Source organism: Kitasatospora sp. MMS16-BH015, from assembly GCF_002943525.1.
Classification (GTDB): domain Bacteria; phylum Actinomycetota; class Actinomycetes; order Streptomycetales; family Streptomycetaceae; genus Kitasatospora.
Genome location: NZ_CP025394.1, coordinates 8111744 through 8136527 on the forward strand (window position 1 = coordinate 8111744; position 24784 = coordinate 8136527).

The 24784-nt window shown below is 72.3% G+C and carries 15 protein-coding genes; 8 read left to right on the plus strand and 7 right to left on the minus strand.

Going from position 1 to position 24784, the window contains the following annotated elements:
• Nucleotides 1–33: 33 nt before the first annotated feature.
• On the minus strand, nt 34–888 hold the full coding sequence (locus tag CFP65_RS34925; RefSeq protein ID WP_104819932.1) for a helix-turn-helix domain-containing protein: 855 nt from the start codon (nt 886–888) through the stop codon (nt 34–36).
• Here CFP65_RS34925 and CFP65_RS34930 point away from each other — a divergent pair.
• Nucleotides 877–3294 carry a phosphoketolase gene (locus CFP65_RS34930; RefSeq protein WP_371682560.1) on the plus strand — a complete coding sequence of 806 codons (2418 nt, stop codon included), beginning with the start codon at nt 877–879 and terminating at the stop codon, nt 3292–3294. The two genes, CFP65_RS34925 and CFP65_RS34930, sit on opposite strands and share 12 nt — an antisense overlap.
• Before the next feature lie 162 nt (nt 3295–3456).
• Here CFP65_RS34930 and CFP65_RS34935 read toward each other — a convergent pair whose 3' ends face one another.
• Nucleotides 3457–4296, minus strand: a complete 840-nt coding sequence (locus tag CFP65_RS34935) for a helix-turn-helix transcriptional regulator (RefSeq protein ID WP_254552725.1) — start codon at nt 4294–4296, stop codon at nt 3457–3459.
• 795 nt (nt 4297–5091) lie between these two features.
• Between CFP65_RS34935 and CFP65_RS34940 the strand changes: the two genes are divergently transcribed.
• The 3 genes from CFP65_RS34940 to CFP65_RS42270 all read left to right on the plus strand — a co-directional run bounded on the left by CFP65_RS34940 (nt 5092) and on the right by CFP65_RS42270 (nt 10175).
• Complete coding sequence (locus CFP65_RS34940; RefSeq protein WP_158702511.1) at nt 5092–6078, plus strand: hypothetical protein; 987 nt, start codon at nt 5092–5094, stop codon at nt 6076–6078.
• Between the two features lie 129 nt (nt 6079–6207).
• Entirely contained in the window at nt 6208–7059 is an 852-nt protein-coding gene (locus tag CFP65_RS34945) for a glycerophosphodiester phosphodiesterase family protein (RefSeq protein ID WP_104819936.1), read from the plus strand.
• Between the two features lie 161 nt (nt 7060–7220).
• Nucleotides 7221–10175, plus strand: coding sequence for a hypothetical protein (locus CFP65_RS42270; protein WP_104819937.1), 2955 nt, complete (start codon nt 7221–7223; stop codon nt 10173–10175).
• Nucleotides 10176–10518: 343 nt separating this feature from the next.
• On the opposite strand, the gene CFP65_RS34960 is transcribed toward CFP65_RS42270, so the two are convergent.
• From CFP65_RS34960 to CFP65_RS34970, 3 genes are all read right to left on the minus strand, one after another.
• Complete coding sequence (locus CFP65_RS34960) at nt 10519–11736, minus strand: mannosyltransferase family protein (RefSeq protein ID WP_158702512.1); 1218 nt, start codon at nt 11734–11736, stop codon at nt 10519–10521.
• A gap of 193 nt (nt 11737–11929) precedes the next feature.
• Nucleotides 11930–12259, minus strand: a complete 330-nt coding sequence (locus CFP65_RS34965) for a hypothetical protein (RefSeq protein ID WP_104819939.1) — start codon at nt 12257–12259, stop codon at nt 11930–11932.
• 95 nt (nt 12260–12354) lie between these two features.
• Nucleotides 12355–13488 (minus strand): C40 family peptidase, encoded by a 1134-nt coding sequence (locus tag CFP65_RS34970; RefSeq protein ID WP_104819940.1) that lies wholly within the window; start codon nt 13486–13488, stop codon nt 12355–12357.
• A 473-nt stretch (nt 13489–13961) separates the two neighbouring features.
• Between CFP65_RS34970 and CFP65_RS34975 the strand changes: the two genes are divergently transcribed.
• The 4 genes from CFP65_RS34975 to CFP65_RS34990 all read left to right on the plus strand — a co-directional run bounded on the left by CFP65_RS34975 (nt 13962) and on the right by CFP65_RS34990 (nt 21105).
• The gene (locus CFP65_RS34975; RefSeq protein WP_254552726.1) at nt 13962–15224 is read left to right on the plus strand and encodes a nitrous oxide reductase family maturation protein NosD; all 1263 of its coding nucleotides are present in this window, start codon (nt 13962–13964) and stop codon (nt 15222–15224) included.
• A 325-nt stretch (nt 15225–15549) separates the two neighbouring features.
• Entirely contained in the window at nt 15550–19023 is a 3474-nt protein-coding gene (locus tag CFP65_RS41565; protein ID WP_254552727.1) for a hypothetical protein, read from the plus strand.
• A 199-nt stretch (nt 19024–19222) separates the two neighbouring features.
• Entirely contained in the window at nt 19223–19741 is a 519-nt protein-coding gene (locus CFP65_RS34985; RefSeq protein ID WP_158702513.1) for an exosortase/archaeosortase family protein, read from the plus strand.
• Nucleotides 19741–21105, plus strand: a complete 1365-nt coding sequence (locus CFP65_RS34990; RefSeq protein ID WP_104819942.1) for a glycosyltransferase — start codon at nt 19741–19743, stop codon at nt 21103–21105. Before CFP65_RS34985 ends, CFP65_RS34990 begins: the two co-directional genes overlap by 1 nt.
• Before the next feature lie 57 nt (nt 21106–21162).
• On the opposite strand, the gene CFP65_RS34995 is transcribed toward CFP65_RS34990, so the two are convergent.
• Nucleotides 21163–23523, minus strand: a complete 2361-nt coding sequence (locus CFP65_RS34995) for a tetratricopeptide repeat protein (RefSeq protein ID WP_104819943.1) — start codon at nt 23521–23523, stop codon at nt 21163–21165.
• A 119-nt stretch (nt 23524–23642) separates the two neighbouring features.
• Complete coding sequence (locus CFP65_RS35000; protein WP_158702018.1) at nt 23643–24722, minus strand: IS630 family transposase; 1080 nt, start codon at nt 24720–24722, stop codon at nt 23643–23645.
• Nucleotides 24723–24784 lie beyond the last annotated feature (62 nt).

The following is a 24784-nucleotide window of genomic DNA, read 5'->3' on the forward strand; positions in this document are numbered from 1 at the left end:
TCCTCGGCGACGGTGATGGCAGGTGACGAGTCATCAGCCCTCTCGGTGCTCGTCACCGCCGAACAGCCGGTGCAGGCAGGCGCGGCTCTCCTCGTCCGCGGGGCGGTAGACCAGCAGGCGCAGCTCCGGGTCCTGGAGCGGCAGCAGGACTTCGAAGTCGACGGTGATCGTGCCCGCCACCGGGTGTCGCAGCTCCTTGCGGCCGCGCCCGTTGACGCTGACCTCCCGGTCGGCCCAGAGGCGGGCGAAGCCCTCGTCCTGGGTGGCGAACTCGGCGATGAGACCGGACAGTTCCCGGTCCTGCGGGTGCGCGGCCCAGGCCGCGCGCAGGTGGGCGAACCCGTCCCGCAGCACCGCTTCGCGGTCGGCGTAGAAGCCGCGCATCTCCGGGTGCAGCAGGCACAGCCACATCGCGTTGCGCCGGGCCGACGGCACGGCCTCGAAGCCCGGGAGCAGCCGGGCCATTTCGGGGTTCCAGGCGAGGATGTCGTAGCGGTGGTCGAGCAGCATGGCCGGCAGCGGTGACAGGTCGTCGACCAGACGGGCCAGCGACGGGGCCGCACCAACGGCCAGGCCGACGGTGGTGTCGGGGCGGCGGTGTCCGGCCAGGTCGAAGAGGTAGTCGCGTTCGCCCGGATCCAGGCACAGGGCCCGGGCCAGCGCCGTCAGCACCTCCGCGGAGGGGCGGAGCCCCCGGCCCTGCTCCAGCCGGACCACGTAGTCGGTGCTGACCCCGGCCAGCTCGGCGACCTCCTCGCGGCGTAGCCCGGGCGTCCGCCGGGCCCGCTGGTGCGCGGGCAGGCCCAGCCGCGCCGGGTCCAGCCGTTCGCGCCTGCTCCGCAGGAAGGCGGCCAGTTCCTCGGTGGTGTCCACGGTCTGTGTCGTCATGACCAGTCCAACCACCAGGGTGGGACCGGCCTTCCCAGGAACCGACGGCAGCTCCGAGTGCCTGCTGGGCGAGTTCGCCAGCGAGGAGCGCGAGCGCCTGGTGCTGGCGACCAAGTGCTCGACCCTGCGCCGCCCCGGCGACCCGAACTCCGGGGGCGGGCACCGCAAGGCGCTGTTCGGCTCGGTCGAGAGCACCTCGGCCACTGGGGCACCTCGCCCGGCCTCAACCTGGTGCACACCCACCTCAACCGGGTGGTCAGCGCCCGCGACCTGGACGCGATCTGCGTCTGGGGCCCGGGCCACGGCGGGCCCGCCGTCCTCGCCAACTCCTGGCTGGAGGGCAGCTACTCGCAGACGTACCCCTCCGTCAGCCGGGACGAGGCCGGGATGGCCCGGCTGTTCCGGCAGTTCTCCTTCCCGGGCGGGGTGCCGAGCCACGTCGCTCCCGAGACCCCCGGCTCGATCCACGAGGGCGGTGAGCTGGGCTACGCGCTCTCGCACGCCTACGGCGCCGCCTTCGACAACCCGGGGCTGCTGGTCGCCTGCGTGATCGGGGACGGCGAGGCCGAGACCGGTCCGCTGGCGGCCTCCTGGCACGGCAACAAGTTCCTCGACCCGGTGCACGACGGGGCGGTGCTGCCGATCCTGCACCTGAACGGCTACAAGATCGCCAACCCGACCGTGCTCGCCCGGCTGCCCGAGGCCGAGCTGGACGCCCTGCTGCGCGGCTACGGCCACCTGCCGCTGTACGTCACCGGCAGCGACCCGCTCGCGGTGCACCGGGCGATGGCCGAGGCGATGGACACGGCGCTGGACCGGATCGCCGCCGTCCAGTACGAGGCCCGCACCGACGGCAGCACCCGCCGCCCGCACTGGCCGCTGATCGTGCTGCGCACCCCGAAGGGGTGGACCGGGCCCGCCGAGGTGGACGGGGTGCCGGTGGAGGGCACCTGGCGCGCCCACCAGGTACCGCTCGACCGGGTCCGGGAGGACCCCGCCCACCTGGCCGCCCTGGAGGAGTGGCTGCGCTCCTACCGACCGGAGGAGCTGTTCGACGCCGAGGGGCGGCCCAGCGCGGAGGTACTGGCCTGTGTACCGGCGGGCGCCCGCCGGCTCGGCGCGAACCCGCACGCCAACGGCGGCCTGCTGCTGCGCGACCTGCCGCTGCCCGAACTCGACCGCCACGCCGTGCCGGTGGAGAAGCCCGGCACCACGCTGCACGAGCCGACCCGGGTGCTCGGCGACCTGCTGGCAGAGCTGACGGCGGCCACCGCCGAGCGCCGCGACTTCCGGCTGGTCGGCCCGGACGAGACCGCCTCCAACCGGCTCCAGGCCATGTACGCGGCCACCGGCAAGGCCTGGCAGGGCGAGGCGCTGCCGGTCGACGAGCACCTGGCCCAGGACGGCCGGGTGCTGGAGATCCTCTCCGAACACACCTGCCAGGGCTGGCTGGAGGGTTACCTGCTGACCGGCCGGCACGGCTTCTTCTCCTGCTACGAGGCCTTCGTCCACATCGTCGACTCGATGGTCAACCAGCACGTCAAGTGGCTGCGCACGACGCGTGGGCTCGGCTGGCGGGCGCCGATCGCCTCGCTCAACTACCTGCTGACCTCGCACGTCTGGCGCCAGGACCACAACGGGTTCTCGCACCAGGACCCGGGCTTCGTCGACCACGTACTCAACAAGAGCCCCGAGGCCGTCCGGGTCTACTTCCCGCCGGACACCAACACCCTGCTGGTCACCGCCGACCACGTGCTGCGCAGCCGGGACCTGGTCAACGTGGTGGTGGCCGGCAAGCAGCCCTGCTTTGACTGGCTCACCCTGGACGAGGCGCGGGCGCACTGCGCCCGGGGCGCCGGCATCTGGGAGTGGGCGGGCACCGAGGACGGCACCCGCGACCCCGACGTGGTGCTGGCCTGCGCGGGCGACGTGCCCACTCAGGAGGTGGTGGCGGCAGCCGACCTGCTCCGCCGACACCTGCCCGAGCTGCGGGTGCGCGTGGTCAACGTGGTGGACCTGGCCCGGCTGATGCCCGCCGAGGAGCACCCGCACGGGATGCCGGAGGCCGAGTTCGACGCCCTCTTCACCACCGACCGGCCGGTGGTCTTCGCGTACCACGGCTACCCCTGGCTGATCCACCGGCTCGCCTACCGCCGCGCGGTCCACCCGCACCTGCACGTGCGGGGCTACAAGGAGTCCGGCACCACGACGACGCCGTTCGACATGGTGGTGCGCAACGACCTCGACCGGTACCGCCTGGTCATGGACGTCATCGACCGGGTGCCCGGCCTGGCCGTCCGCGCGGCCGGCCTGCGGCAGCGGATGGTGGACCAGCGCACGCGGCACGGCCGCTGGATCCGCGAGCACGGCACCGACCTGCCCGAGGTCACCGACTGGTCGCACTGAGGCCGAGCGGTTCGAGCAGGGTCGGAGGTCCGGGCCGTAGGACGGCGGTGGGTGGGCTTCGCCGGTCTCCTGCCAGAGCCGCATGCTCGCCACGACGATCCGTATCCTTCGGGTGCCGTCCGAGGACCTGACGGGCGTTGGCCGCCGCTGCCGGGCCGGATGTCAGCCCCGAGGCCGGTCGGCCAGGGTCAAGTGGGGCTGGGTGCCGAACTGGCTTCGGTAGTAGGCGGCGAAGCGCGGCATGTGGTGGAAGCCCCAGCGGCGGGCGATCATCTCGACGGTGAACAGCGTGGGGTCGGCGGTCCGGAGCTCCCGATGGACGTGGGTGAGACGGATGCGCCGGAGGTAGGCGGTGGGAGTGGTGAGGAAGTGGGTGCGGAAGCCCTGCTGGAGAGCCCGGGGCGAGAGGCGGACCATGTCGGCGAGTTCGGCGGTCGTCCAGGGGTGGGCAGGGTAGGAGTGGATGGCGTCCGCAGCCTGCTGGATGTTCCGGGGGCGGGGGGACGGCAGGGAGCGGGAGATCTTCTCCCGCCAGGGGTGGTCGGTGGTCAGGAGCACTGCGGTGAGCAGGGTCTCGGCCACGAGGGGCCGCATGAGGTGGTGGGCGGCGAGCGTGTCGGACGCGTCCGAGCCGTCGGCGATGCCGAGGATGAGGCGGGCGAGGTCGCCGGCGCGACGGTCCGTGGGCGCGAGGACACGCGGGCGCCAGGTGCCGCGGAGGTCGATGTCGAGTAGCCGTTCCGCGTGCCGGCGCAGGGTCTCGGGTGCTACGTCGACGGCACAGACCCGGGTGTGGCCGAGGAGTCGGAAGGTGAGCGGCGCGGCGGGATCGGCGATCAGGTGCAGGGCGCCGGGCGCGGTGACCTGCTCACCGGCCTCCGGCGGGCAGGCGATGCGGTAGCTGCCGGCCGCGGTGGCACAGATCAGGTGGCTGCCCGGCGGATCCGCGTCGAGCACGAACGAACCGGTCCATTCGGCGGTCACCAGGGCGATGTCCGCCAATGGCGTCCGGGTCAGGGTGACTCCGAATGCGCCGGTCGAAGTCGGCCGGAGCCGCTGAGCGTTGTAGAGAGCCCGAAGAAAGGCCAGGGCTTCGTCCCGGTCGGCTGTCATGAGTCTCTGACGTGATGACTTCAACGATGGATTTCCCTTCTGGGTTCGGGCCGTCCGGGGTGGGGTCGGGCGACTTTCGGATGGCTGCGGCTACCTGGGTAGCGCATGGGCAGGCGGCATGTCGCCCCGCCGGTGGGAAAAGGGCGAGAGGACGGCGTTTTCAGGACAGTGGGTGCGCAGTCCGGCTATGGCCGCGGCGGAAGTCGCGAGTGGCACCGGTGGGCTGGGGGTGTGAACCGGGGAGGCCTCCCGCGAAAGGGGGAGAGGCCCTGGTGGGCGGTTGACGCGGGCCCGGTTCGGCCTGCGGATCTCATGGCGGAAAACGGACATCGAAGACTGCGCTGTCGGAGGAACCGTTGACGCGACGTGCGTTGGGCGGATGGTGTCCGCGCTTTTCGGATTCACCCGATGGGCCGCCGCGTTTGGGGAGATGCGCAGGGCGCGCAGCACAGTGGGCGGATGAGGGAGTGTGAACTGTCCACGTGTGGTGTGGAGTTCACCTCTCGATAGGGCTGCCCGTCTTCCGATTGATTGCCCGGCGCACCGGAGTGCTGCCCGCCCTCTCGGATCGAATGAAGGAGAAGTGTGAACCGCACGCGAATGACGGAGCGATCCGAGGTGAGATCAGATCCCACTGATCCCATCATCGTCCTATCGGGATATGTCCATTCCACTCGCGGTCCGGTGAGCTGCCCGGCAGCTCCGCTGGTGGCCGGCTGGCTGCACCAGAGAGGCCATGCGTACCGGATCGGCGTCATCGGGTCGCCGGCGGCGGGCATCGGCGGGCGACTGTTCGCCACCACCTACATCGATCTTGACGGCCGGGTCGTCGGGATCGCGGCGATCGCCCCGACCCGGGCCGAAGCGGCGGCCGAGGAGGCCGTGCGGACCTGGTCCGCGACGTTGCGTACGAGGAGGGTGGTCCTCGCCGAGGCGCCCGCCGATTGCGGGCCGTCGCCGCTCCTCCCGCATCAGGTGGTCCGCCCCCAGGCGGTACCCGACCCGGGCCCGGCACCGGGCGGGTGCGCGCGGGCCGCCGCCACCTGGGCCACGGTGAAGCACTTCGAGGCCAGGGGGGACAGCGTGCTGCTCCTCGGTACCGGCGGAGGCGTTCCCGTGGACAGCGAGGCCGAGGCCTCCTGCCTCCGGGTGCGGGACACCACCGCTGCGTGGGCGGTGCAGCCCGCCGACCCGGGAAGGCTCTCCTTCGTCCAACGGCCGTGCGCGCCGGTCGAGGAGGTGGCCCGGATCCTCGACGTCCTGCGTGTGCGGTTCCCCTTCCTCCGGGGGCAGCATCCCGACCAGTGGTGCTACCGCACCTCCGACCGGCGGCAGGTGGCCCTGGCTGTGGCTGCGGCGAGCGACCTCGTGCTGGTCGGGAGCGGCAGCGCGGAGACCGATTGGATCGGCCCGGACAGGTGCGTACCGTTCCTCGGCGTCCAAGGCTTGCCGCCGGAACGGGTTGCGCGGGCCGCGACCATCGGCATGGTGGCTCCGCTCCGGTGCCCGGGGAGTCAGGACGACCGGACAGAGGAGGTGATCGAGGCGCTCGGTGGTCTGGGCCCGCTGAGCGTGGTCCGCCACAGTGTCCGCACCGAGGTCATGACCGATATCGTCGCCCGTCCGCAGGGGCCCCGCCCGGGCCGTCACAAGGACGCCCGACTCCGGTAGCCGGAAGGGCCGGCGAGACCTGCGAGGAAGCGGCAGCGGACTCCTCCGAGGGGGCCAGGGAGGTGACTCGGTGACCCCTCCGGCGCAGTGCGGCGGGACTGCCGCGAGCTGTCGGCTTCTACTCGCCTCATGAGACTCCTGAGTCCGACGACCTGGAAGCTGGCGGCGAGTGTCCTGCTCTGCTCCGCCCTGACCTCCCCGGCCGCGGCGGCGGTGCCGGCCGCCGCCGAGCCGCTCCACCGGGACGCCCTGCCCTGCGGTCACCAGCGGGTGGCCGGCCACCGCGGCTCGCCCCGGAGCGCGCCGGAGAACACCATGGCCTCCTTCCGGGCCGCCGTCCGGGAGGGCGCCGACTGGCTGGAGACCGACGTCCTGACCACCAAGGACGGCGTCCCGGTGCTCTTCCACGACCCGACCGTGGACCGGGTGACGGACGGGAAGGGCAGGGTGCAGGACTACACCTACGAGCAGCTCAGCCGGCTGCGGGTGACCGTGGGCCCGGGGCCGGCCCAGCCGATCCCCAAGCTGGCCGACCTGCTCGACTACCTCCAGGGCACCCGCATCCGCTTGCTGATGGAGATCAAGGAGATCGGCCGGCCCGAGGACGCCGCGGTCATCGCCCGGATGGCGGCGGAGAGTGGCATCCAGGTGGACCTCTACTCTTTCTACACCCAGCACCTGAGGACGGCTCACCAGGCCGCCCCCCAGCTGCCGGTGACCCTCATCCAGGGCTCCTGGTACGCCGAGGACCCCGGTGACCTGCCGCTCGCCGCCGTCTCGCTGGAAGCCGTGCTGGTCACCCCCGAGCGGGTGAAGGCCGAGCACGCGCGCCACCGCGCTGTCTACGGCTGGACGGTGGACGACGCGGCGTCCTGGCAGCAGCTCGTCGACCGTGAGGCCGACACCATCATCACGGACACGCCGGGGGCCGCCCGCAGTTGGCTGGACCAGCGATGCGCCCGACCGCAGCCGGCCGCCTGACCAGCCGCTTCCGGGGGAATCCACTCGGATGCCGGTGTGCCGCATGAGCATGACGAGTGCCGGGGTCGCTACTGTCTGTCACCGTCCGGGTCTTTCGGACATTCTGCCGCCGTGTCGGGCCGGAGCCCTCGCGCCCGGCCGGTCCGAGACGGAGACCGCCCATGCCCTCCCCGATGGCCCTCGCTCGCGGTGCCCGGCCGCCGGTGGTGGCGGCCTTGCTGGCCGCCACCCTGGCCGTGCCCCTCACCCCGGCCCGGGCAGCCGCGCTGCCACCAGGCTGCACCCAGTCCACCTCCGGTACCACCACCACCTACACCTGCACCCAGGGCCTGACTCAGAACTGGACGCTCGACGGTGGTGACACCGTGGTCGAGATCAGCAACACCGACCCCGCCCAGCCCGGCATCTCCGAGGGCGTCACCCTGTCGTACACCGGCAACGGCGCGATCACCATCAACGCCAAGGGCGGGGCGGCCGGCGACAACTCCGCGCCCGGCCGGGCCGGCATCCAGGGCGGCACCATCACGGTCGGGTCTGCGGCCAGCAACGCCACCGTCACCCTCACCGGTGGCAAGGGATCCGCTGCCTTCGGCGCGGGCAGCCCCGGCTGCGGCAACGCCACGGTCACCATCCCCCGAGGCGTCATCAGCCTGCAGGGCGGCGACGGGACTGCGGGTTGGGGCGGCGGGGCCGGCAGCGCCTCCTGCGCGCTGACCGCCACCGCAGGATCCGTCACCGCCACGGGAGGCCGAGGGGGCGCCGGGAAGGTCGGTGACTCCCTGGGCAGTGCGGGCGGCAACGGCGTCACACGCGGCAGCATCACGGCCGACACCGTCACCGTCATCGGTGGGGACGGCGGCCAGGCCGTCAGCAGCTTCGGTGGGGGCGGTGGGGCGGGCATCTACATCGGCAGCATCACCGCCAGTGCCGTGACCGCCCGGGGCGGCAACGGCGCCCAGGGCGGTGCCGACGGCGGCACGGGCGGCTACGGCGGGGCGGGCAACCTCGCCACCAAGGTCACCCTGACCGCCCCCAACGGGACCGTGCCGAACCCCAACAGCCTCACCGCCACCAGCGGCAACGGCGGCCCCGGCGGTGCGAACGGCGGGGCCGGCGGGGACTCGGGCACCGCCAACGGCGGACCGGTCACCACCGCCACCCCCGGCGGTGCCGTGCCCCCCGCGACGATCAGCGCTCAGGGCGGCAACGGTGGCCCGGGTGGCAGCGGCGGCGGAGCGGCCGGCTGGGGCGGAGCCGGCAACGACGCCACGATCACCCTCAAGGGCACCGGCAACACGGTGAACTCCAGCACCAACGGCTACAGCGGCCGGATCGACGCCGGCACCGGCGGCGGCAACACCATCACCGTCTTCGCCAACTACGGCTTCATCAACGCCGGTTCCGCCGGCGGCAACACCTGCACCATCACCTACGACAACGCCCCCGGCAGCGTCCACAACTGCACCGGAGCACCCGTCGTCGTGCTCCCGCAGGGCTGCACCAAGGCCGTCTCGGGCACGACCACCACCTACACCTGCACCCAGGGCCTGAAGCAGGACTGGACGCTCGACGGCGGTGACACCGTGGTCGACATCACCAACGACGGCACCGCGGCCGGCTCGGACTACACGGGCATTTCCAGTGGCGTCACCCTGCGCTACGCGGGCACCGGCAGCGTCAAGGTCAACGTGACCGGTGGCAACATCGCCGGCCGGTTCAGCGAGGCGGGCGCGGACGGGCTCCAGGGCAGCATCATCGTCGACCCCACCGCCGCCGACGCCGTGGTCAACGTCAACGGGGGCGTCGGCCGGGTCAATCCGCGTGAGGGCTACGCCGGCCCCGGGGGCGCGGGAGGCCGCGACTGCACCATCTCCGTACCCAAGGGCGCCGTCACGGTGGCCGGCGGCGGCATCGTCGACTGGAGCGCGGTCGGTGGCAGCGGTGGTGACGGTGCCGTCAACTGCGCCATCACCAACCCGCCCGGCACGGTCAAGCTGGTCGGCGGCAAGGCCAGTGGTAACGGCTACCTCGGTGGCCGCACCGGCGGTAGCGGCGGTACTGGTGCCGTCGGCGGCACCGTGAACGCGGCCACCGTCGAGGCGCTCGGCGGCACGGGCGGCGCCAGCAGCTTCAACGGCGGTACGCAGGTCGGCGGCCGCGGCGGCGACGGCATCGCCGGGGCGAGCGTCACCGCGACCACCGTCACCGTGACCGGCGGCGACGCCGGGGCCGGAAGCTTCGGCTCCAACTACGCCGTCCCGGTCGACGGGACCGGTGGGGCGGGCGGGCGCGGCGGCGACGGTGCCTCCAGCGGCACCATCACCGCCACCACCTACACCGCCACCGCGGGCAAGGGCGGCCAGGGCGGCATCGGCGCTGGGGGCAGTACCGCCAACGGTGGCCCGGGTGGCCAGGGTGGCCCCGGCGGGGACGGGGGCAACGGCAACAGCGCCACCGTCACCGGTCCGGCGGGCGGCAAGGCGACCATCACCGTGACCGGTGGTGCCGCCGGCGAGGGCGGCCCGGGCGGCACGGGATCCACCGGCACCGCAGCCGCCGGCCCGGCGGGCAAGCCCGGCCAGGGCAACACCGCCGCCATCACCCTGGCCGGCACCGGCAACAGCCTCACCGCCGACAGCAACACCGGCTCCGTCGACGCCGGCACCGGCGGCACCAACACCATCGCCATCACCACCAACGACGGCCCGGTCAACGCAGGGTCAGCCCTGGGCAACACCTGCACCATCACCACCAACAACCGGCCCGAGGCCACCCTCAACTGCCGCCGGATTCCGACCCCGACCCCCACCCCGACTCCGACCCCGAAGCCGACTCCGACTCCGCACCCCGAGCCGCCGACCCCGCTCCCCGCACCCACTCCCACTCCCACTCCCACGGTGAAGCCCACCCCGACCCCGGCGGCGCCGACGGCCGCCCCCAGCTGCAGCCCCGGAAGCCGCGGCGCCGGGTGCCCCTACGGCACCCACCAACTCGCCCGCACCGGGCTCGGCTTCAGCTCCCTGCTGGCGCTGGTGCTCACCACCGTCCTCCTCGCCTCCGGTGCACTGGCGCTGGTGGCCTGGCGGCAGCACCGCAACGGTCGGAGGCTCCACTGACCGCTCACTGAACGAGCCGAGCTGTACGTCGGCGCCCGCAAGCCGGTCCACTCCTGGACCGGCTTGTCCGGTTTTACATCCTTACTAGGCGATTGATCCTAAGGTGGAAGCCTCCAAGCCGGGGAGGGCTGATCATGATCGCGGCCTACTACACCTGGGGGCCGATGATCACCTTCGGCCGCACGCCCACTCAGGCCGCTCACTACGCCGAGAAGTGGGCCCTGGTGGCGCTCACCGTGGTCCCGGTCGCCGCCCTCGGCGGGTACCTCCTCCGGTGGGCCGTCCGGAGTGGGCGCCCCCGTCGGATGCCCCGGCGGCGCCCAGTCCCGCTCGCGGAGGACGTTCAGCCGATCCAGCGCCCGGACAGGAAGGTCAGCGCGAAGACGGTGGACAGCGGGGCCACCAGCGCGAGGTAGGCGCTGGGCAGGCGCGAGCCGGAGCGGCACCGCTCGGCCAGCAGGATCCAGAGCGGCCACCACAGGAGGGTGGCCCGGGGGACGGACATGTACCAGTACGAGGTGCCGAGGGCCCAGAGGTTCAGGGCGATGTAGAGGCTCTCGGCCCATCGCCGCTTCATCAGCAGGACCACCAGGACCGCCAGGCCGGCCAGCATGGCGAGCAGTTCGGCCTGGAAGGCGGCGGCGAAACTGATCGACTGACCGTGGTCGAAGGCGGTCTGCCAGGTGTTGGACCAGGCTTCCCAGGGGGAGTGGAACTCCCGGTGCCAGCCGCGCTCCTGGGCGTGCACCCAGGCCGACCAGTCGCCGGTGTGGGAGTGCAGGTACCAGCAGTGGACGTAGACCGGCAGGGCGGGCAGGGCGAGCCAGGCCAGCCCGCGCCAGCGGTCCGGGGTGGCGGCCGCCCGGCGGCTGAGGGCGAAGTGCAGGGCGATGGCGGCGACGAGGAAGAGCCCGCTGGCGCGCACGGTCACCGCCAGGGCGGCCAGGGTCGAGGCCAGTGACCAGTCCTGCCGCTGGGCGGCGAGCCAGGCCGGTAGGGCGAGGGCCAGGAAGAGCGCCTCCGTGTAGCCCAGCGCGAGGAAGACCGCGCACGGGGAGAGCAGGAGGAACAGGACCGCGCGGTGCCCCGGATCGTCCTCCCGGCCCGGGAGTTGGGCACGGGCGATCCGTGCCAGGGAGAGGACGGCCACACCGCCGGCCAGGAAGGAGACCAGCAGGCCCGCCGCGGTCCAGTTCGGGACGACCAGGTGGACCGCCCGGAGGGTGAGCGGGAAGCCCGGGAAGAATGCCTCCCGGTGGTCCCAGGTGGCCTGCCAGGGGCCGGACCGGCCGGGGAAGTAGCCGTCGCGGGCGATGTCCAGGTAGTGGTTCCAGTCCCAGCGTTCGAAGGGCGAGAGCAGGGGGGCCGGCGAGGTGGCGCCGCCGTTCGCGGGGAACAGCCAGCGCGCGCAGTAGGCGAGGAGCCAGAGGGCGAGGCGGGTGAGGAGGTAGAGCCACAGCACCTCCCGGTCGCCCATGGGCAGCCGGGGTCGCCGGCCCACGGTCGCGGGGGCGGGAGGGGTCTCGGTGGTGGAGGAGCCCTCCAGTAGGCCGGTGGACATCGGGGGTTCCTCGGTGTGGTCGTGCGGGCTGGCGACGGAACGGTCTGCGGCGCACGGTACGAGGGAGCTCGACCGGTCGTGCCGAGCCTCGCCGGTGCCCCGCGTCGAATCACCCGACTGCTGAGGTCGGAGATCGACGACTGACCGGCTCGGTGTGGCGGCCCCGGGGTGCGGGCACCGGGATCCTGCCGGGTCACCGGTGGCGGCGTCCCTGCTGCTCGGCGGCGAGGATGACTCCGGCCGCGATCGAGGCGACCCCTCCGAGGGCCACGAACAGCAAGCGGGGAGGGTCCTCGGCCATGGCCACCGCCGATGGGACGGATCGGTGGGAGTCGGACGAGGACGGACCGCCCGCGGCCGCGGTCAAGGCGTACGAGGTAGCCACGGGCTGCGCTGCTGTGACCGGGCCCGCGTCGTCCGCCCGGTCGATGAACTGACTGGTACAGAGCATCAGCAGCGTCGCCGCGACGACGGTGCCGAAGCGGCGTGACCGCCGTGCCGGGCGTTCCGCGCGGTCCTGCATCGGGCCGTCTTCCACCGAGTCGATCGCCTTTCCGAGTGGTGTTGCTGCGGAGGTCGCTGTCGCCCGCTCCGGGGCCCCTGCCCGGTCGGGCAGCCTCAGCCCGCCACCGGGACGGGGAGGTCCCCGGTGGGAGCGGGAGCCGGCGGTCGGACCGCGCCGAGGATCGGCATGGCGGCCACCGGGGCGACCTTGACCACGGTGCCGGTGTGGGGGGCGTGGACCATCAGCCCGTGGCCCAGGTACATCGACACGTGGGTCGCCTCGGCGAAGTAGATCACCAGGTCTCCCGGCTGGAGCTCGCTCAGGCGGACCTTCGGGAGATGGGCCCACTGCTCCTCGCTGGTGCGCGGGATCGCGACGCCGGCCGCGGCCCAGGCCTTGGAGGTGAGACCCGAGCAGTCGAAGCTGTCCGGTCCGACCGCTCCCCACACGTACGGCTTGCCCAACTGCCCCAGGGCGAAGTCGATGGCGGCCTGGGCCGCAGGGGTGGCCGTGGCGTCGCCTTGGCCGAGCCGGCCGGCGGCCAGCAGCTGTTGCTGGTCTCGTTCCGCGAGAGCAGTCTCGCGGCGCTCCAGCTGTGCGAGTTGGTCGCTGGTGATCTTCGCCAGCTCGGCCTCGGCCTGGGCCACCTGGTTCTGGGCGAGCTCCCGGGCGGTGCCGGCGGCCCGCGCCAGCCCGAGCGCCTGGTCGGAGGCCTGCTGGGCGGCCGACTGGAGGCGGCCGAGCTCGGCCCGTGCGTCGCGGAGGTCCTGGATGATGTGGGCCGCGGTGCGGCCCCGCACTGCCAAGTCGCGGGCCTGGGCCAGTAGTTCGGCCGGGCCGTCGGTGAGCAGGAGCCGGGCGAAGGCGGACGGGCCGCCCCGGTACTGCTCACTCGCCAGCTGGGCGGCCGCCGCCTCGCCCGCGTCCACCCGCAGCTGCTGCGCGTCGACCAGGCGGGTGGCCGAGACGAGGTCCGCCTGCCGGGCCTTCAACTCGCCCTCACGGGCCAGCGCCGCCTGCTGGGCCTGCTCCTCGGCGTGACGCAGGGCCTGTACCCGGACCAGCAGCTTCGCGACGTCCTCGGTCTCGCCGAGAACGGTCGCGGGGGCCGCGCCGGTGTCCTCGTCCGGGTCCGCCCAGGCCGGCCCGGCAGCCAGCCCGCAGCACAGCACGGCGATCAGCAGGACGCCGGGCCAGCGGCGGTCCGTGCTGCCCTGCCCGGTCGAGCGCCCGGGTTTCCACCTCATCACACAGCCTCCGCACCGGCCGCCGGGCCCGGTGCCCGCCGAAACCGGGCTCAGGATGGCATCGGCGGCTTCGGTGCGAGCGCCTCGCAGGTCGGCCGCGCCGCCCTCGTCACCCGGCCGGCCGACGCACCGTGGCACCGGCGGACCGGAACCCGGTGGCACGGAGGCGGGGACGGGCGCGAGCCGGAAGCGCGGGACTGCCCTGGTGATCCTGGGCCGTAAGGGTGAAATCCTGCGTCCACCCGGAGGACGGGTCGACACCGGAGGCCGGTCGGAGACTCGGGGGACGAAGCCGCGTGGCAGGTTCGTGACCGCGCTTGCGACGTGTGGCTCGACGGCGGAGGCGAGGCAGTGGCCGCCGCACCGAGCCGGTCGGTGACGGTCCGTCAACTGGTATATCTGGCGGTATGTCCGACACAGTACGAGTTGTTCCGGCACGGCGATCGCGCGCCGGCCGGATCGGGGCGGTCGTCATGACGGCGCTCCTGGCGATCAGCGGGGCCGGTGGCTGCGGCATGGTGAAGACGGCCGCCCCGCCGCCGCCCGCCGTGATCCGGGTGCCCGAGGACGTGCCCACCATCCAGAAGGCGGTCGACCGGGCCCGCCCGGACGACCAGGTCCTGGTGGCCCCGGGCGTCTACCGGGAGAGCGTGCGGATCTCGCGGGAGCGGGTGGTCCTGCGCGGTGCCGACCGGAACGCCGTGGTGATCGACGGGGAGTTCAAGCGCGGGGACGGGGTGGTGGTCACCGGCGCCGGCTCCGTGGTCCAGAACCTGACGGTGCGCAACAACCTCTTCAACGGTGTGCTGTTCACCGGCGTCACCGACCCGAAGTTCCAGGGCCAGGGCGGCAGCAGCGGTGAGTACCAGGCGATGGACACCACGAAGTTCCCGCCGTTGAACGGATTCCGCGCCTCCTACGTCACGGCCTACGACAACGGCCTCTACGGCATCTACGCCTTCGATGCCCGGAACGGCCTGATCGAGCACTCCTACGCCTCGGGCCACGCCGATTCCGGGATCTACGTGGGTCAGTGCGATCCCTGCGACACCCTGGTGCGCGGCAACCTGGCGGAACACAACGCCATCGGCGCGGAGTTCACCAACTCATCGGCCGGTCTCCAGGTGATCGGCAACCGGTTCGCCTCGAACCGGGTGGGCGTGACCATGGGCTCCGACACCCTGGAGGCGCTCGCGCCCCAGCACGGTGCGGTGTTCGCGGGCAATGTGGTCACCGCCAATGCCGATGCCCGGACCCCGGAGCAGGCCGACGGCGGATTCGGCATCGGCATCGGTGTCGGCGGCGGGGTGAAGAACCAGATCCTCAACAATCTGGTGACCGGCAATCCGACGGCCGGAGTCGTCATCACCGCCGCGAACGGCTTCAAGCCGCTGGACAATCACCCGACCGGAAACACGCTGACGGGCAACGGGGTCGACCTGGCTTTCACGGCCGACCCCGCCTCCGGAGCCACCGGAAACTGTCTGGCCGGGAACGCGGCGCAGAGCAGTGTGCCGGCTGATGCGCTGTCGGCCGCCTGCCCGCTCGCCGCAGGCGGGAAGCTGGCTCCTGCGGTGGCGCCCAAGGGGATCTCCTTCCACGACGTACCGGTGCCGGGGCCACAGGCCCAGGCCCCGGCGGAGTTCGGCACCTCCGCAGCCGTCGGTGTGCCGCCGCTGGTCGCCGATCCCGCCAAGGTGGCCGTGCCGGTCGACGCCGGAGCGGTGCCGCAGTAGCCGATGCGCCCCATCCGGGGCGGCGAGGCCGATGGATACGAATGAGCCTCACGGGGGATCGCCGTGAATTCCCTGCTCGGCTGACCGGGTGGATGGGCCGCAACACGTCGTTCCGTGGTCGGACCGGGCGGATCGCGAGCAGTTCTACTGTGCTAGTCGTGACCTGCCCCGCCGACGTGGCGTCCTGCATTCCAGGCCCCGTTCGGGCATTGTCCGGGTGCCGGGGCCGGTGCATCAATTCCGTGACTGGGCGCCACGAAAGGTAATTCGTATGCATAGATGGATTGCACCCACGAGGGCGAAACTCTCCCCACGGAGAGTCGCCATGGCGACCTCGCTCCTCGTCCTGATCAGTGGCTCCGCGGTGACGCTCGCCCACGCCGCCACGGTCAGCATGGGCGTCAACGCCGCGGTGATGATGGACGGATCGTCCGAGTTCACCGCCTCGGACGGCCCCGGTCTGGACAAGGGTCCGAAGAACGGCATCGTCCGCACCAATGACACCATCGCCTACCAGATCGAGGTGCAGGCGCTGCAGGGCACGGCGAACCGGCCGCGGTTCACCGTGGACGCGCCGCCGAACACCCAGTGGACGGCGCTTCCGGAGAAGTGCACCGGCGCGGGCTCGGGCATCAGCGGCGCGACGCTCACCTGCGTCCTGCCCGACATGACCTCCCAGACCGAGCAGGTGCCCCTCGTTCTCCAGGTGCTGGGCACCGCGAAGAACAAGGACCAGGTCAAGCTCACCGTCAACGCCACGGCGGACAACGCCGCCGGCACCGGGGCCAGTGCGGACTCGCCGGTGACGACGGTCAGTGCCCTGCCGAAGTACAACCTGATCAAGGACGGCAAGTACGCCTACAGCGACAAGTTCGCCGCCGGCCCGAACAGTGAGCCCGGCCGTCTGCTGACCATGCCCATCGTGGTGGAGGCCCGCAGCACCGACCCGGCGCGTACTGACTTCAGCAAGCTCGGCCAGGAGACCCTGGTCTCGCCGATGACGTTCACCGACGACCTGTCGAAGCTGATGAACGGCGGCCCCAGCAGCGGAGCGCTGCTCTACACCTGGGGAGGGGACACCGCCAAGCCCTGCGGCGCCAACGACGCGACCATCACCAACGCCCCGTACGGGCAGGCGGGTCTCGGCGACGCCACCAACACCACGGCGGGCAGCGGGACCTTCACCTGCACCCAGGGTGGGTACGGCCAGAACGTCTCGGTGACCATCACCGACGCGGTCAGCACCCCCGCGACGTACCCCGTCAAGGGTGCGGACGGCACCGACCTGGCCACGACCTCCGGTGTGATCAGCGCGGGCTACCTGCGGATCTGGGTACCCCAGAGCGAGATCGACGCCCTCACGGCCTCGGCCGGGGGCAGCGCGCTCATCACGGACACGTACACCAACTTCTCGCCGACCTCGATCAGCGGGCAGACCAACTACGGCACCGGTGGCTCGGAGCCGACCGAGGACAACTCCCAGACCGTCGGTGTCAACGGCACCGGCTCCTACGGAAAGGAGTACGAGAGCGCCACGGGTGGGGCGCCGGGCACCGCGCCCAAGAAGAAGGACAACAACGCCCTGGTCACCCCCGGGACCCAGGTGCGGTCCCACATCTTCATCAACAGCACCGACCCCAAGGACAACACCAACTTCATCGCCTGCGACGTGTTCGGCGACGGCAACCAGACCATCAGCAAGGCTCCGGCCGGCAACGGCCTGAACGCGACCGGCCAGTACGCGACCATGGTCCCGCCTGCCTCGGACCTGGTGATCGAGTACGCCGCGTACAAGAACACGCCGCCGACCACTATGATCGGGCTGAAGAACGACCCGCTCGGTGCCAACGCGCAGATCCGGCAGACCTGCGAGGACAAGGACGGTCCCTGGTTCAGCAGCCCGGAGCAGGTGCCCGGCGGCCTGACCGCCGTCGGCAAGGTGCGGTTCAAGACCACACTGCCCGCCTTCGCCGGCCGTGATTTCTACACCTTCCTCACCGTCAACAGCACGGGCCTGAGCAAGAACCAGATCGTCCGCAACGCGGCCGTGTTCAAGGACATGGACGGCACCTGGCGGCGGGACACCAAGCCGGCCTACGCCCCGGCCGTCAACGGTGTGATCGACCCCAACGCGAACTACGCGAGCGGGGCGCTCGCCGATCACCTGATCATCACCCCGGTGCTCGCGCGGGTCACCAAGAAGACCGTGGACCCGGGCTCGGACGCGACCAGCACGCCCGACCAGCAGCGCCAGGTGCTCAAGGGGCAGACCTTCACGTTTGCCCTGTACCCGTCGCTCAAGTCGAACGGCACGGCCGCCAACCCGCAGGACGTGACGGTCGTCGACACCCTGCCGGCGGGCTTCAACTACGTCGCGGGCAGTGCCTCCGTCCAGGAGAAGTCCGCGGTCAAGAACGCCGACGGCACCACCACGGTCACCTGGGTGCTCCCGGCCCAGCAGACGAACGGCACGATCCCGCCGATCACCTACAAGGTGGCCACGGACAGCAGCGCGGCTGCGGGCAGTTACCAGAACAAGGTGACCGTCTCGGCCCCGGACGACCTGAGCCCGGAGAACCTGCGGCAGGCCACGCGTGGCCTGACCATCGTCGAGGGCACGGGCATCACGGTCCAGAAGTCCACGGACACCCCGGTGGTGCCGCGGAACACGGACCTGCCGTGGAAGCTCACCTACACCAACCCGCAGACCATCACGCTGAACGGGTTGGACATCATCGACGAGCTGCCTTGGGTGGGTGACGGCCGCACTCCGGCGACGAAGTTCTCCGGGACGCTGGCCTTCAAGTCGCTCCAGGCGGTGCCGGACGACCCGCAGGTGACGCTCAAGTTCACCTCGGCCACGCACGGCACGATCAAGCCGGACCCGCAGGACCCGACGAACAAGGCGGGCGGCTCCACCAAGTGGTGCGCCAAGACCGAGTTCGGCCAGGCCGGCTGCCCGGCCGACGACTCGGCCGTCACCGCGGTCATGGTCAGCGACCCGCGGGCCCTGATGCCGAGCCAGTCGCGCGACCTCGCCCTGGTGCTGACGCCGACCGGCAACGTGGCTGACGACATCTACACCAACAACTTCAGCCTCCACGCGCGTGACCTGGTGTTCCCGGTGATCTCGAACGACGTCCCGATCAAGGTCGTGGACACGCCGACGCCGACTCCCACGCCGACGCCGACTCCCACGCCGACGCCGACCCCGACGCCGACTCCGACTCCCACGCCGACCCCGACGCCGACTCCCACGCCGACGCCGACTCCGACTCCGACTCCCACGCCGACCCCGACGCCGACTCCCACGCCGACGCCGACCCCGACTCCGACTCCGACGCCGACTCCCACGCCGACGCCGACCCCGACGCCGACTCCCACGCCGACGCCGACTCCGACGCCGACTCCCACGCCGACGCCGACCCCGACGCCGACTCCCACGCCGACTCCCACGCCGACCCCGACCCCGACGCCGACTCCCACGCCGACGCCGACCCCGACGCCGACTCCCACGCCGACGCCGACTCCCACGCCGACGCCGACTCCCACGCCGACGCCGACCCCGACGCCGACCCCGACGCCGACGCCGACCCCGACGCCGACGCCGACGCCGACCCCGACGCCGACTCCCACGCCGACGCCTAAGCCGACGCCGACGCCTTCGGTCCCGCCGAAGCCGCCGCTGCCGAAGACGGGTGCCGACCTGGTCTGGGCTGAGCTCGCCCTCGCGAGCCTGCTCGCCGGTGGTGCTCTGTTCGGAGTGGCTCGGTACCGCCGCAGGGGCCAGCGGCACTAGTCGCCAGCCCGCTGTACACATGACCCGGGGCGGGGATGCCGCATCGGCACTCCCGCCCCGGGTTCGTTCCTGTTGTCACTCTCTTCGCACACAACCAGCTAGGAACCCGATGGCCCTGACGCCGGTGACTACCGCCGCTCCGCTTCCACCAGGCCCCGAATCCCGACAGCCGACCCGGCCTTGGCCCGCCTCGGTGACGATGGCGGGCACCCTCTCGGTGGCGGCCGCATGCATGATCATCTTCAACGAGTACCTCCGTGCCGTCGAGGCCCGGGCGGCCGCCTGGCTCTACTCGCAGCTCCTGGACGAGACCACGGCCGCCGTCCGGACCGCACTCCTGGTGAACTTCAACAACATGAAGATCGTCGGTGTGGACGTCACCCAGTCGTGCAGCTCCTCGCTGCTCGTGCCCCCCTTCCTCCTGATGGCGGCAGCCGTCCTGCTCTCGGCCCGCCGCACCGCCCGTGAGGTGCTCGGCGGTCTCCTGCTCGCCGCCGGCATCGTCGCCCTGGGCAACATCATCCGGCTCGTCGCGATCGCCCTGGTCACCGTGCACTACGGCAAGCAGGGCTACCTGTGGTCCCACACGCTCGGTGGATCCGCCCTGAGCATGGTCACCATGGTGCTGGCGCTCGGCGCCTTCCTGCGGTACGGCGTGCGCGGCGGCAAGCTGGAGCGGCGCATGGTGCCGGTGCCCGCCCAGGGAGGGCCGGCCTGATGGAGCTGCTCATCGCCGTCGGCCAGAGTCTCTCGCTGCTGCTCTGCAGCATCTTCATCCTCTACGTGGCCACCCTGATCCGCGCCTACCGCGCCTGGCGCCCGCAACCGGCCGGCCGGTCCGAGGACTTCCAGTGGCACTTCCTCATCCCCTGCCGGGACGAGGAGGCCGTGATCGGCCTGACCGTCGCCACCCTGCGGCAGAAGTTCCCCAATGCGCACCTGTGGGTGATCGACGACGACTCGGACGACGACACCGGTCGGATCGTCGAAGCCTTCGCCGGCAACGACGAGTTGGTGCACCTGGTGTCCCGTCGCAAGCCGGAGGCCCGGACAGGCAAGGGCGACGCGCTGAACGCGGCCTACCGGGCGCTGGAGGCCTGGCTGCCCGCCGACACCGACCCGAACTCGGTGGTGGTCGGCGTCTTCGACGCCGACGGCCACCCGGCCGAGGGCTGTCTCGACGTCTGCTCGGCCGCCCACCTCTTCGGTGACCCGAGCGTCGGCGCGGTCCAGATCGAGGTCCGGATCCTCAACCTGGACGACCGTCACCTGCTGCCCGAGCGCGGCCGGGCCGCCAACTTCTTCGCCCGTACCCTGCTGCGGATGCAGGACATCGAGTTCCGCGTCCCGATCGCGGCCCTGCAGCTGGTGCGTCGGCGGATCAACACCGTCGGCATGGGCGGGAACGGGCAGTTCACCCGCCTCGCCGCCCTGCGGAACATCGACGAGGGCAACGGGCGCCCGTGGCGCGGGTCGCTGCTGGAGGACTTCGAGCTCGGCCTGCACGTGCTGCTGGCCGGCTGGCGCAACGAGTACACCCGGGACACCTACGTCGCCCAGGAGGGCCTGTTCAACCTCCGACGGCTCGTCACCCAGCGCACCCGGTGGGGACAGGGCAACATGCAGTGCACCCGCTACATGCCCGACGCCTGGTCCTCGTACCACGTCACCAACGCCGGCGTCTCGGAGCTCACCTACTACCTGATCCAGCCCTGGCTGCAGATCCTGGGCACCTTCGTCTACCCGCTGCCGCTGCTGGCGGTCGGCATCACCGCCCTGGTCGACATGGACGGCCTGCGCTCCTTCCTGATGGACGGGGGCTGGGCCCTGTTCGCGGCCTACCTCGTGGTCGGCGTCGGGCAGTTCGCGATCTGGGCCTTCCTCTACGTGGCCGCCAACGAGCGGCGCAGCGGCTGGTGGCGGGCGCTGGGCTGGGGGATGGCGTACACCCTGTACACCTACAAGTTCTACGTGACTTCCTGGAAGGCGATGATCCGTCTCATGACCGGGAAGAGCGGCTGGTCGAAGACCCGCCGCAACGCGGAGGTCGTCTTCGACGGCCCGGTGGCCAAGGAAGCCTGAGCAGTACCACGGACGGCGGGCGCCCCCTCCCTCGGGAGGGGGCGCCCGCCGTCCGCGTCAGGCCAGCCGGTCACGCAGCTCGGCCGCCTCGGGCCGGTCCAGGTCCTCGAAGACCGCCAGCGCCAGGGCCCAGTGCCGACGGGCCGGGGCGGTGGCGCCGAGCTCGAGGTGGGCGTCGCCGAGCCCGTGGTGGGCGCGGGCGATCTCGAAGGTGAAGCTGATGCCGGTGGCGATCGCGAGCGCCTCCTCGTGATGCGTGATCGCCTGGCGCGGGTCGCTCGGCCGCAGGCACTCGCCCAGGAAGTTGAGCCCGCCGGCGGTCATGCCGTCGTCCCCGAGGCCGCGGGTGAGCACGAGCGCCTGCTCGAGGAACGGGACGGCCTCGGTGTGCTGTCCGGCACGCATCCGGAAGGCACCCAGCCAGCACAGGATGCGGGCCTCACTGGTCCGGTCGCCGGTGTGCTGCGCCAGGTCGCGGGCCTTTCGCAGGAGAGTGAGGGCCGCCGGGAGGTCACCCGTCTGCTCGTGGGCGAGCGCGAGATTCTGGAGGGCCGCCGACTGCCGGGCCCGGTCCCCGAGCTGCCGGGCGCCCGCGAGTGCGGCCGCCAGGTGGGGGATGGCCTCGGCGAAGCGGCCGGCCGTCAGGTACGCCCCGCCGAGGTTCGACCGGGCCCGGGAGGCCCCTGCCTGATCCTCCGTCTCCTCGGCGAGCCGGAGGGCGCTGAGGTACCGGCTCACCGCGCTGTCGAAGTCACCCCGCCAGTGCTCGGTGACGCCCAGACTGATCAGTGCCTGCACCTGCCGGCCGGGCACCGCCATGACGGTCGCCGCCCGGTGGGCGGCGCGGTGCAGTATCTCGGCCTCCGTGTGGCGGTCGCGGGTGACGAGGGCCGAGAAGAGGATCACCGAGAGGTCGCTCACCTGCTCGGGAAGGTGCTCGGAGCTCCGGTCGGCGGCCACCACCAGGTTCGACAGCTCCTCGTCCAGCCAACGGCGGGCGTCCTCGGGGCCGGTCAGGGAGACGGCCGACGGCGCCGACGGGGTGGGGTACGGCCGGGATTCGCGCTCGTGGGGGTAGAGGAGGTCGACCGCCGCCGAGGCGGTGCTCCGGTAGTGGTCCAGCAGCCGCTCCAGGGCGGCCAGGCGGCCGGCCTCGGTCTCCTCGACCGCAGCCAGGTCGTCGGCGTACCGGCGCACCAGGTCGTGGAAGACGTAGCGCTGGGGTGCGGGCTCCGTGAGCAGGTGGCAGGCGTGCAGGTGGTCGAGCGCGGCTTCGGCCTCGACCACGGTGACGGCGGCGAGCGCGGCTACGGCAGCCGAGGTCAGTTCGTCGCCGGGGTGCAGGGCGGCCAGCCGGAACAGTCGCCGCAGGTCCGGTTCGAGCGCCTCGTAGGAGACGTCGAAGGCCGTGGCCACGCCGCAGTCGTCGGTGGCGAGCTCCTGGAGCAGCCGGTCACGGTCCGCCAGCCGGGCCAGCAGGTGGGCCGGGGTCCAGGCCGGACGGTTGGCGAGGCGGGCGGCCGCGATCCGGACGGCGAGGGGGAGCCGCCCGCACAGGTCGACGATCCGGGCCACGGCCTCGGCCTGGCCGTCGGCACGCCCGGCGCCCGCGATCCGGGTGAAGAGCGCCGCCGCCTCGTCGGGTTCGAGCAGCTCCAGGGAGACGACCGAGCTCCCCGCCAGCCCGGTCAGGCGTCGGCGGGAGGTGACCAGGGCGAGGCTGCCGGGGCCGGCGGGGATCAGCGGTCGCACCTGTGCGGAGTCCGCGGCGTTGTCGAGCAGCACCAGGAGACGGCGATCGGCCACCTCGCCACGCCAGAGGGCCGCGCGCGCGTCCTGGTGGGCCGGGATCCGGTCCTCCGCGACGCCGAGGTCCCGGAGCAGGCGCCCGAGAGCGGTACCGGGCTCCAGCGGGGGCCGGCCGGGCGTGAAGCCGTGCAGGTCGATGAAGAGCTGCCCGTCGGGGAAGGAGTCGGCCAGCCGATGGCTGACGTGCAGGGCCAAGGCGGTCTTCCCGATCCCGGCCATGCCGTCGATGGTGGAGATCACCACGGCCCGGCCCCTGCTGCTGCCGGCCTCGGCGAGGATCCGGTCGTACTCGGGTCGGCGGCCGGTGAAGTCCTGGACGGTGTAGGGCAGTGTGCGCGGCGCGGTCCGCGCCGGCGGCCGGGTGGAGGACGGAGGGGAATCGGCAGGCTCGGACCGGGCTTCGGTGGTCAGCCGATCGCGGTCTTCCCGGTCGAGGCCCAACGCTTCGGCGAGCCGGGTCACCGAGGAGAGGTGGGGGCGACGCTTCCCCGATTCCAGCACGCTGATCGTGTGAGCGGAGATCCCCGAGCGCGCGGCCAGCTCCTCCTGCGTCAGGCCGGCCCGGAGCCGACTCTCCCTCAGCAGCGGACCGAACGCCCTGCTCGTCATGTGCTTTCCTTCCCGGCTTGCTGGTGGGACCGAGGTCGATCGCCGGTGCCGGGTGTCTCGTCCGCAGGTCCGGGCACCGACCCTAGTGCTGCTCCGCGGAAGTTCGTGGAGGGTGTTGATCAGGCGGCTTTGAGCGGGGTGCCTTCGTAGGTCCACCGGTAGGGCCTTGCGGTGTCGTTGTGCCCGATTACGTAGGCCTGCAGCTTATCGATCAGGTCGTCGCGGCTGGAGAAATCGCCGTGCCGCACGACCCGGCGGGTCAGGGCGGAGAAGAACAGTTCGACCTGGTTGAGCCACGAGGCGTGCGGCGGGGTCCACCGGACGTGCCAGCGCGGGCGGGCCGCCAGCCACGCTCTGGTGTGTCTGGCCGTGTGAGAGGAACCGTTGTCGAGCACGACGTGGATCTCCTTGCCTGGGGCGATCGCCCGGTCGAGTTGCTCCAGGAACGCGGTGAAGGTCACCGCGTCGTTACGGGTGATCACCTCGGTGAGCACCTCACCGGTGCAAACATCGAGCGCGGCCACGAGGGAAGCCGTGCCGTGGCGCCGGTACTCGAACTCCTGCCTGACCGGCTCGCCGGGCCGCGCGGGACGCCCAGGACAGCGGCGCGAGCGGGCGGCGATCGCGGTCTTCTCGTCGATCGAGAGCACCACCGCTCCCTCGGGCGGATCCAGGTAGAGGGCGCACACCTCGGCGGCCCGCTGCCAGAAGTCCGGGGTGTCCCGCCGGGTGAGCCAGCCTCGCACCTTGTGCGGCTTCAGGTCTAGGCCGGCCAGGATCCGGCCGACCTGGGAGGCGGAAACCGGCGCGAAGCACGTGCCGGCCACCCGCCGGGCGATGGCCCGGTGCGACCAGGTCGACTCCGGATACGGCGGCGCGCTGGTCGCGGTGGCCACGATCGCCACGCGGACCTCGGGCCCGTACGATCGCGGCCGGCCCGAGCGTTCGGCGTCCCGCAGGCCGCCCAGACCCAGGGCTGCGAACCGCCCCCGCCACTTGCGCACCGTGTTCACGCTGACGTCCAGCTCCCGGGCGATCGCGCCGTTGGCGAGTCCGTCCGCCGCCGCGAGTACGATCCGGGCCCGCAGCACCACCCGCACCTCGGACTTCGCCGAAGCCACCGTCCTCACCAGCCGCTCACGGGCCTTGGCCTCCAGCACCACCGCAACCGCCGTCCCCGCCCGTCGCCCACCATGCACGGCCAACGATCATGGCGGGCCGCCGCCGCACCCGGCAGGATGGGCCCGTGCCGAAGAATCCG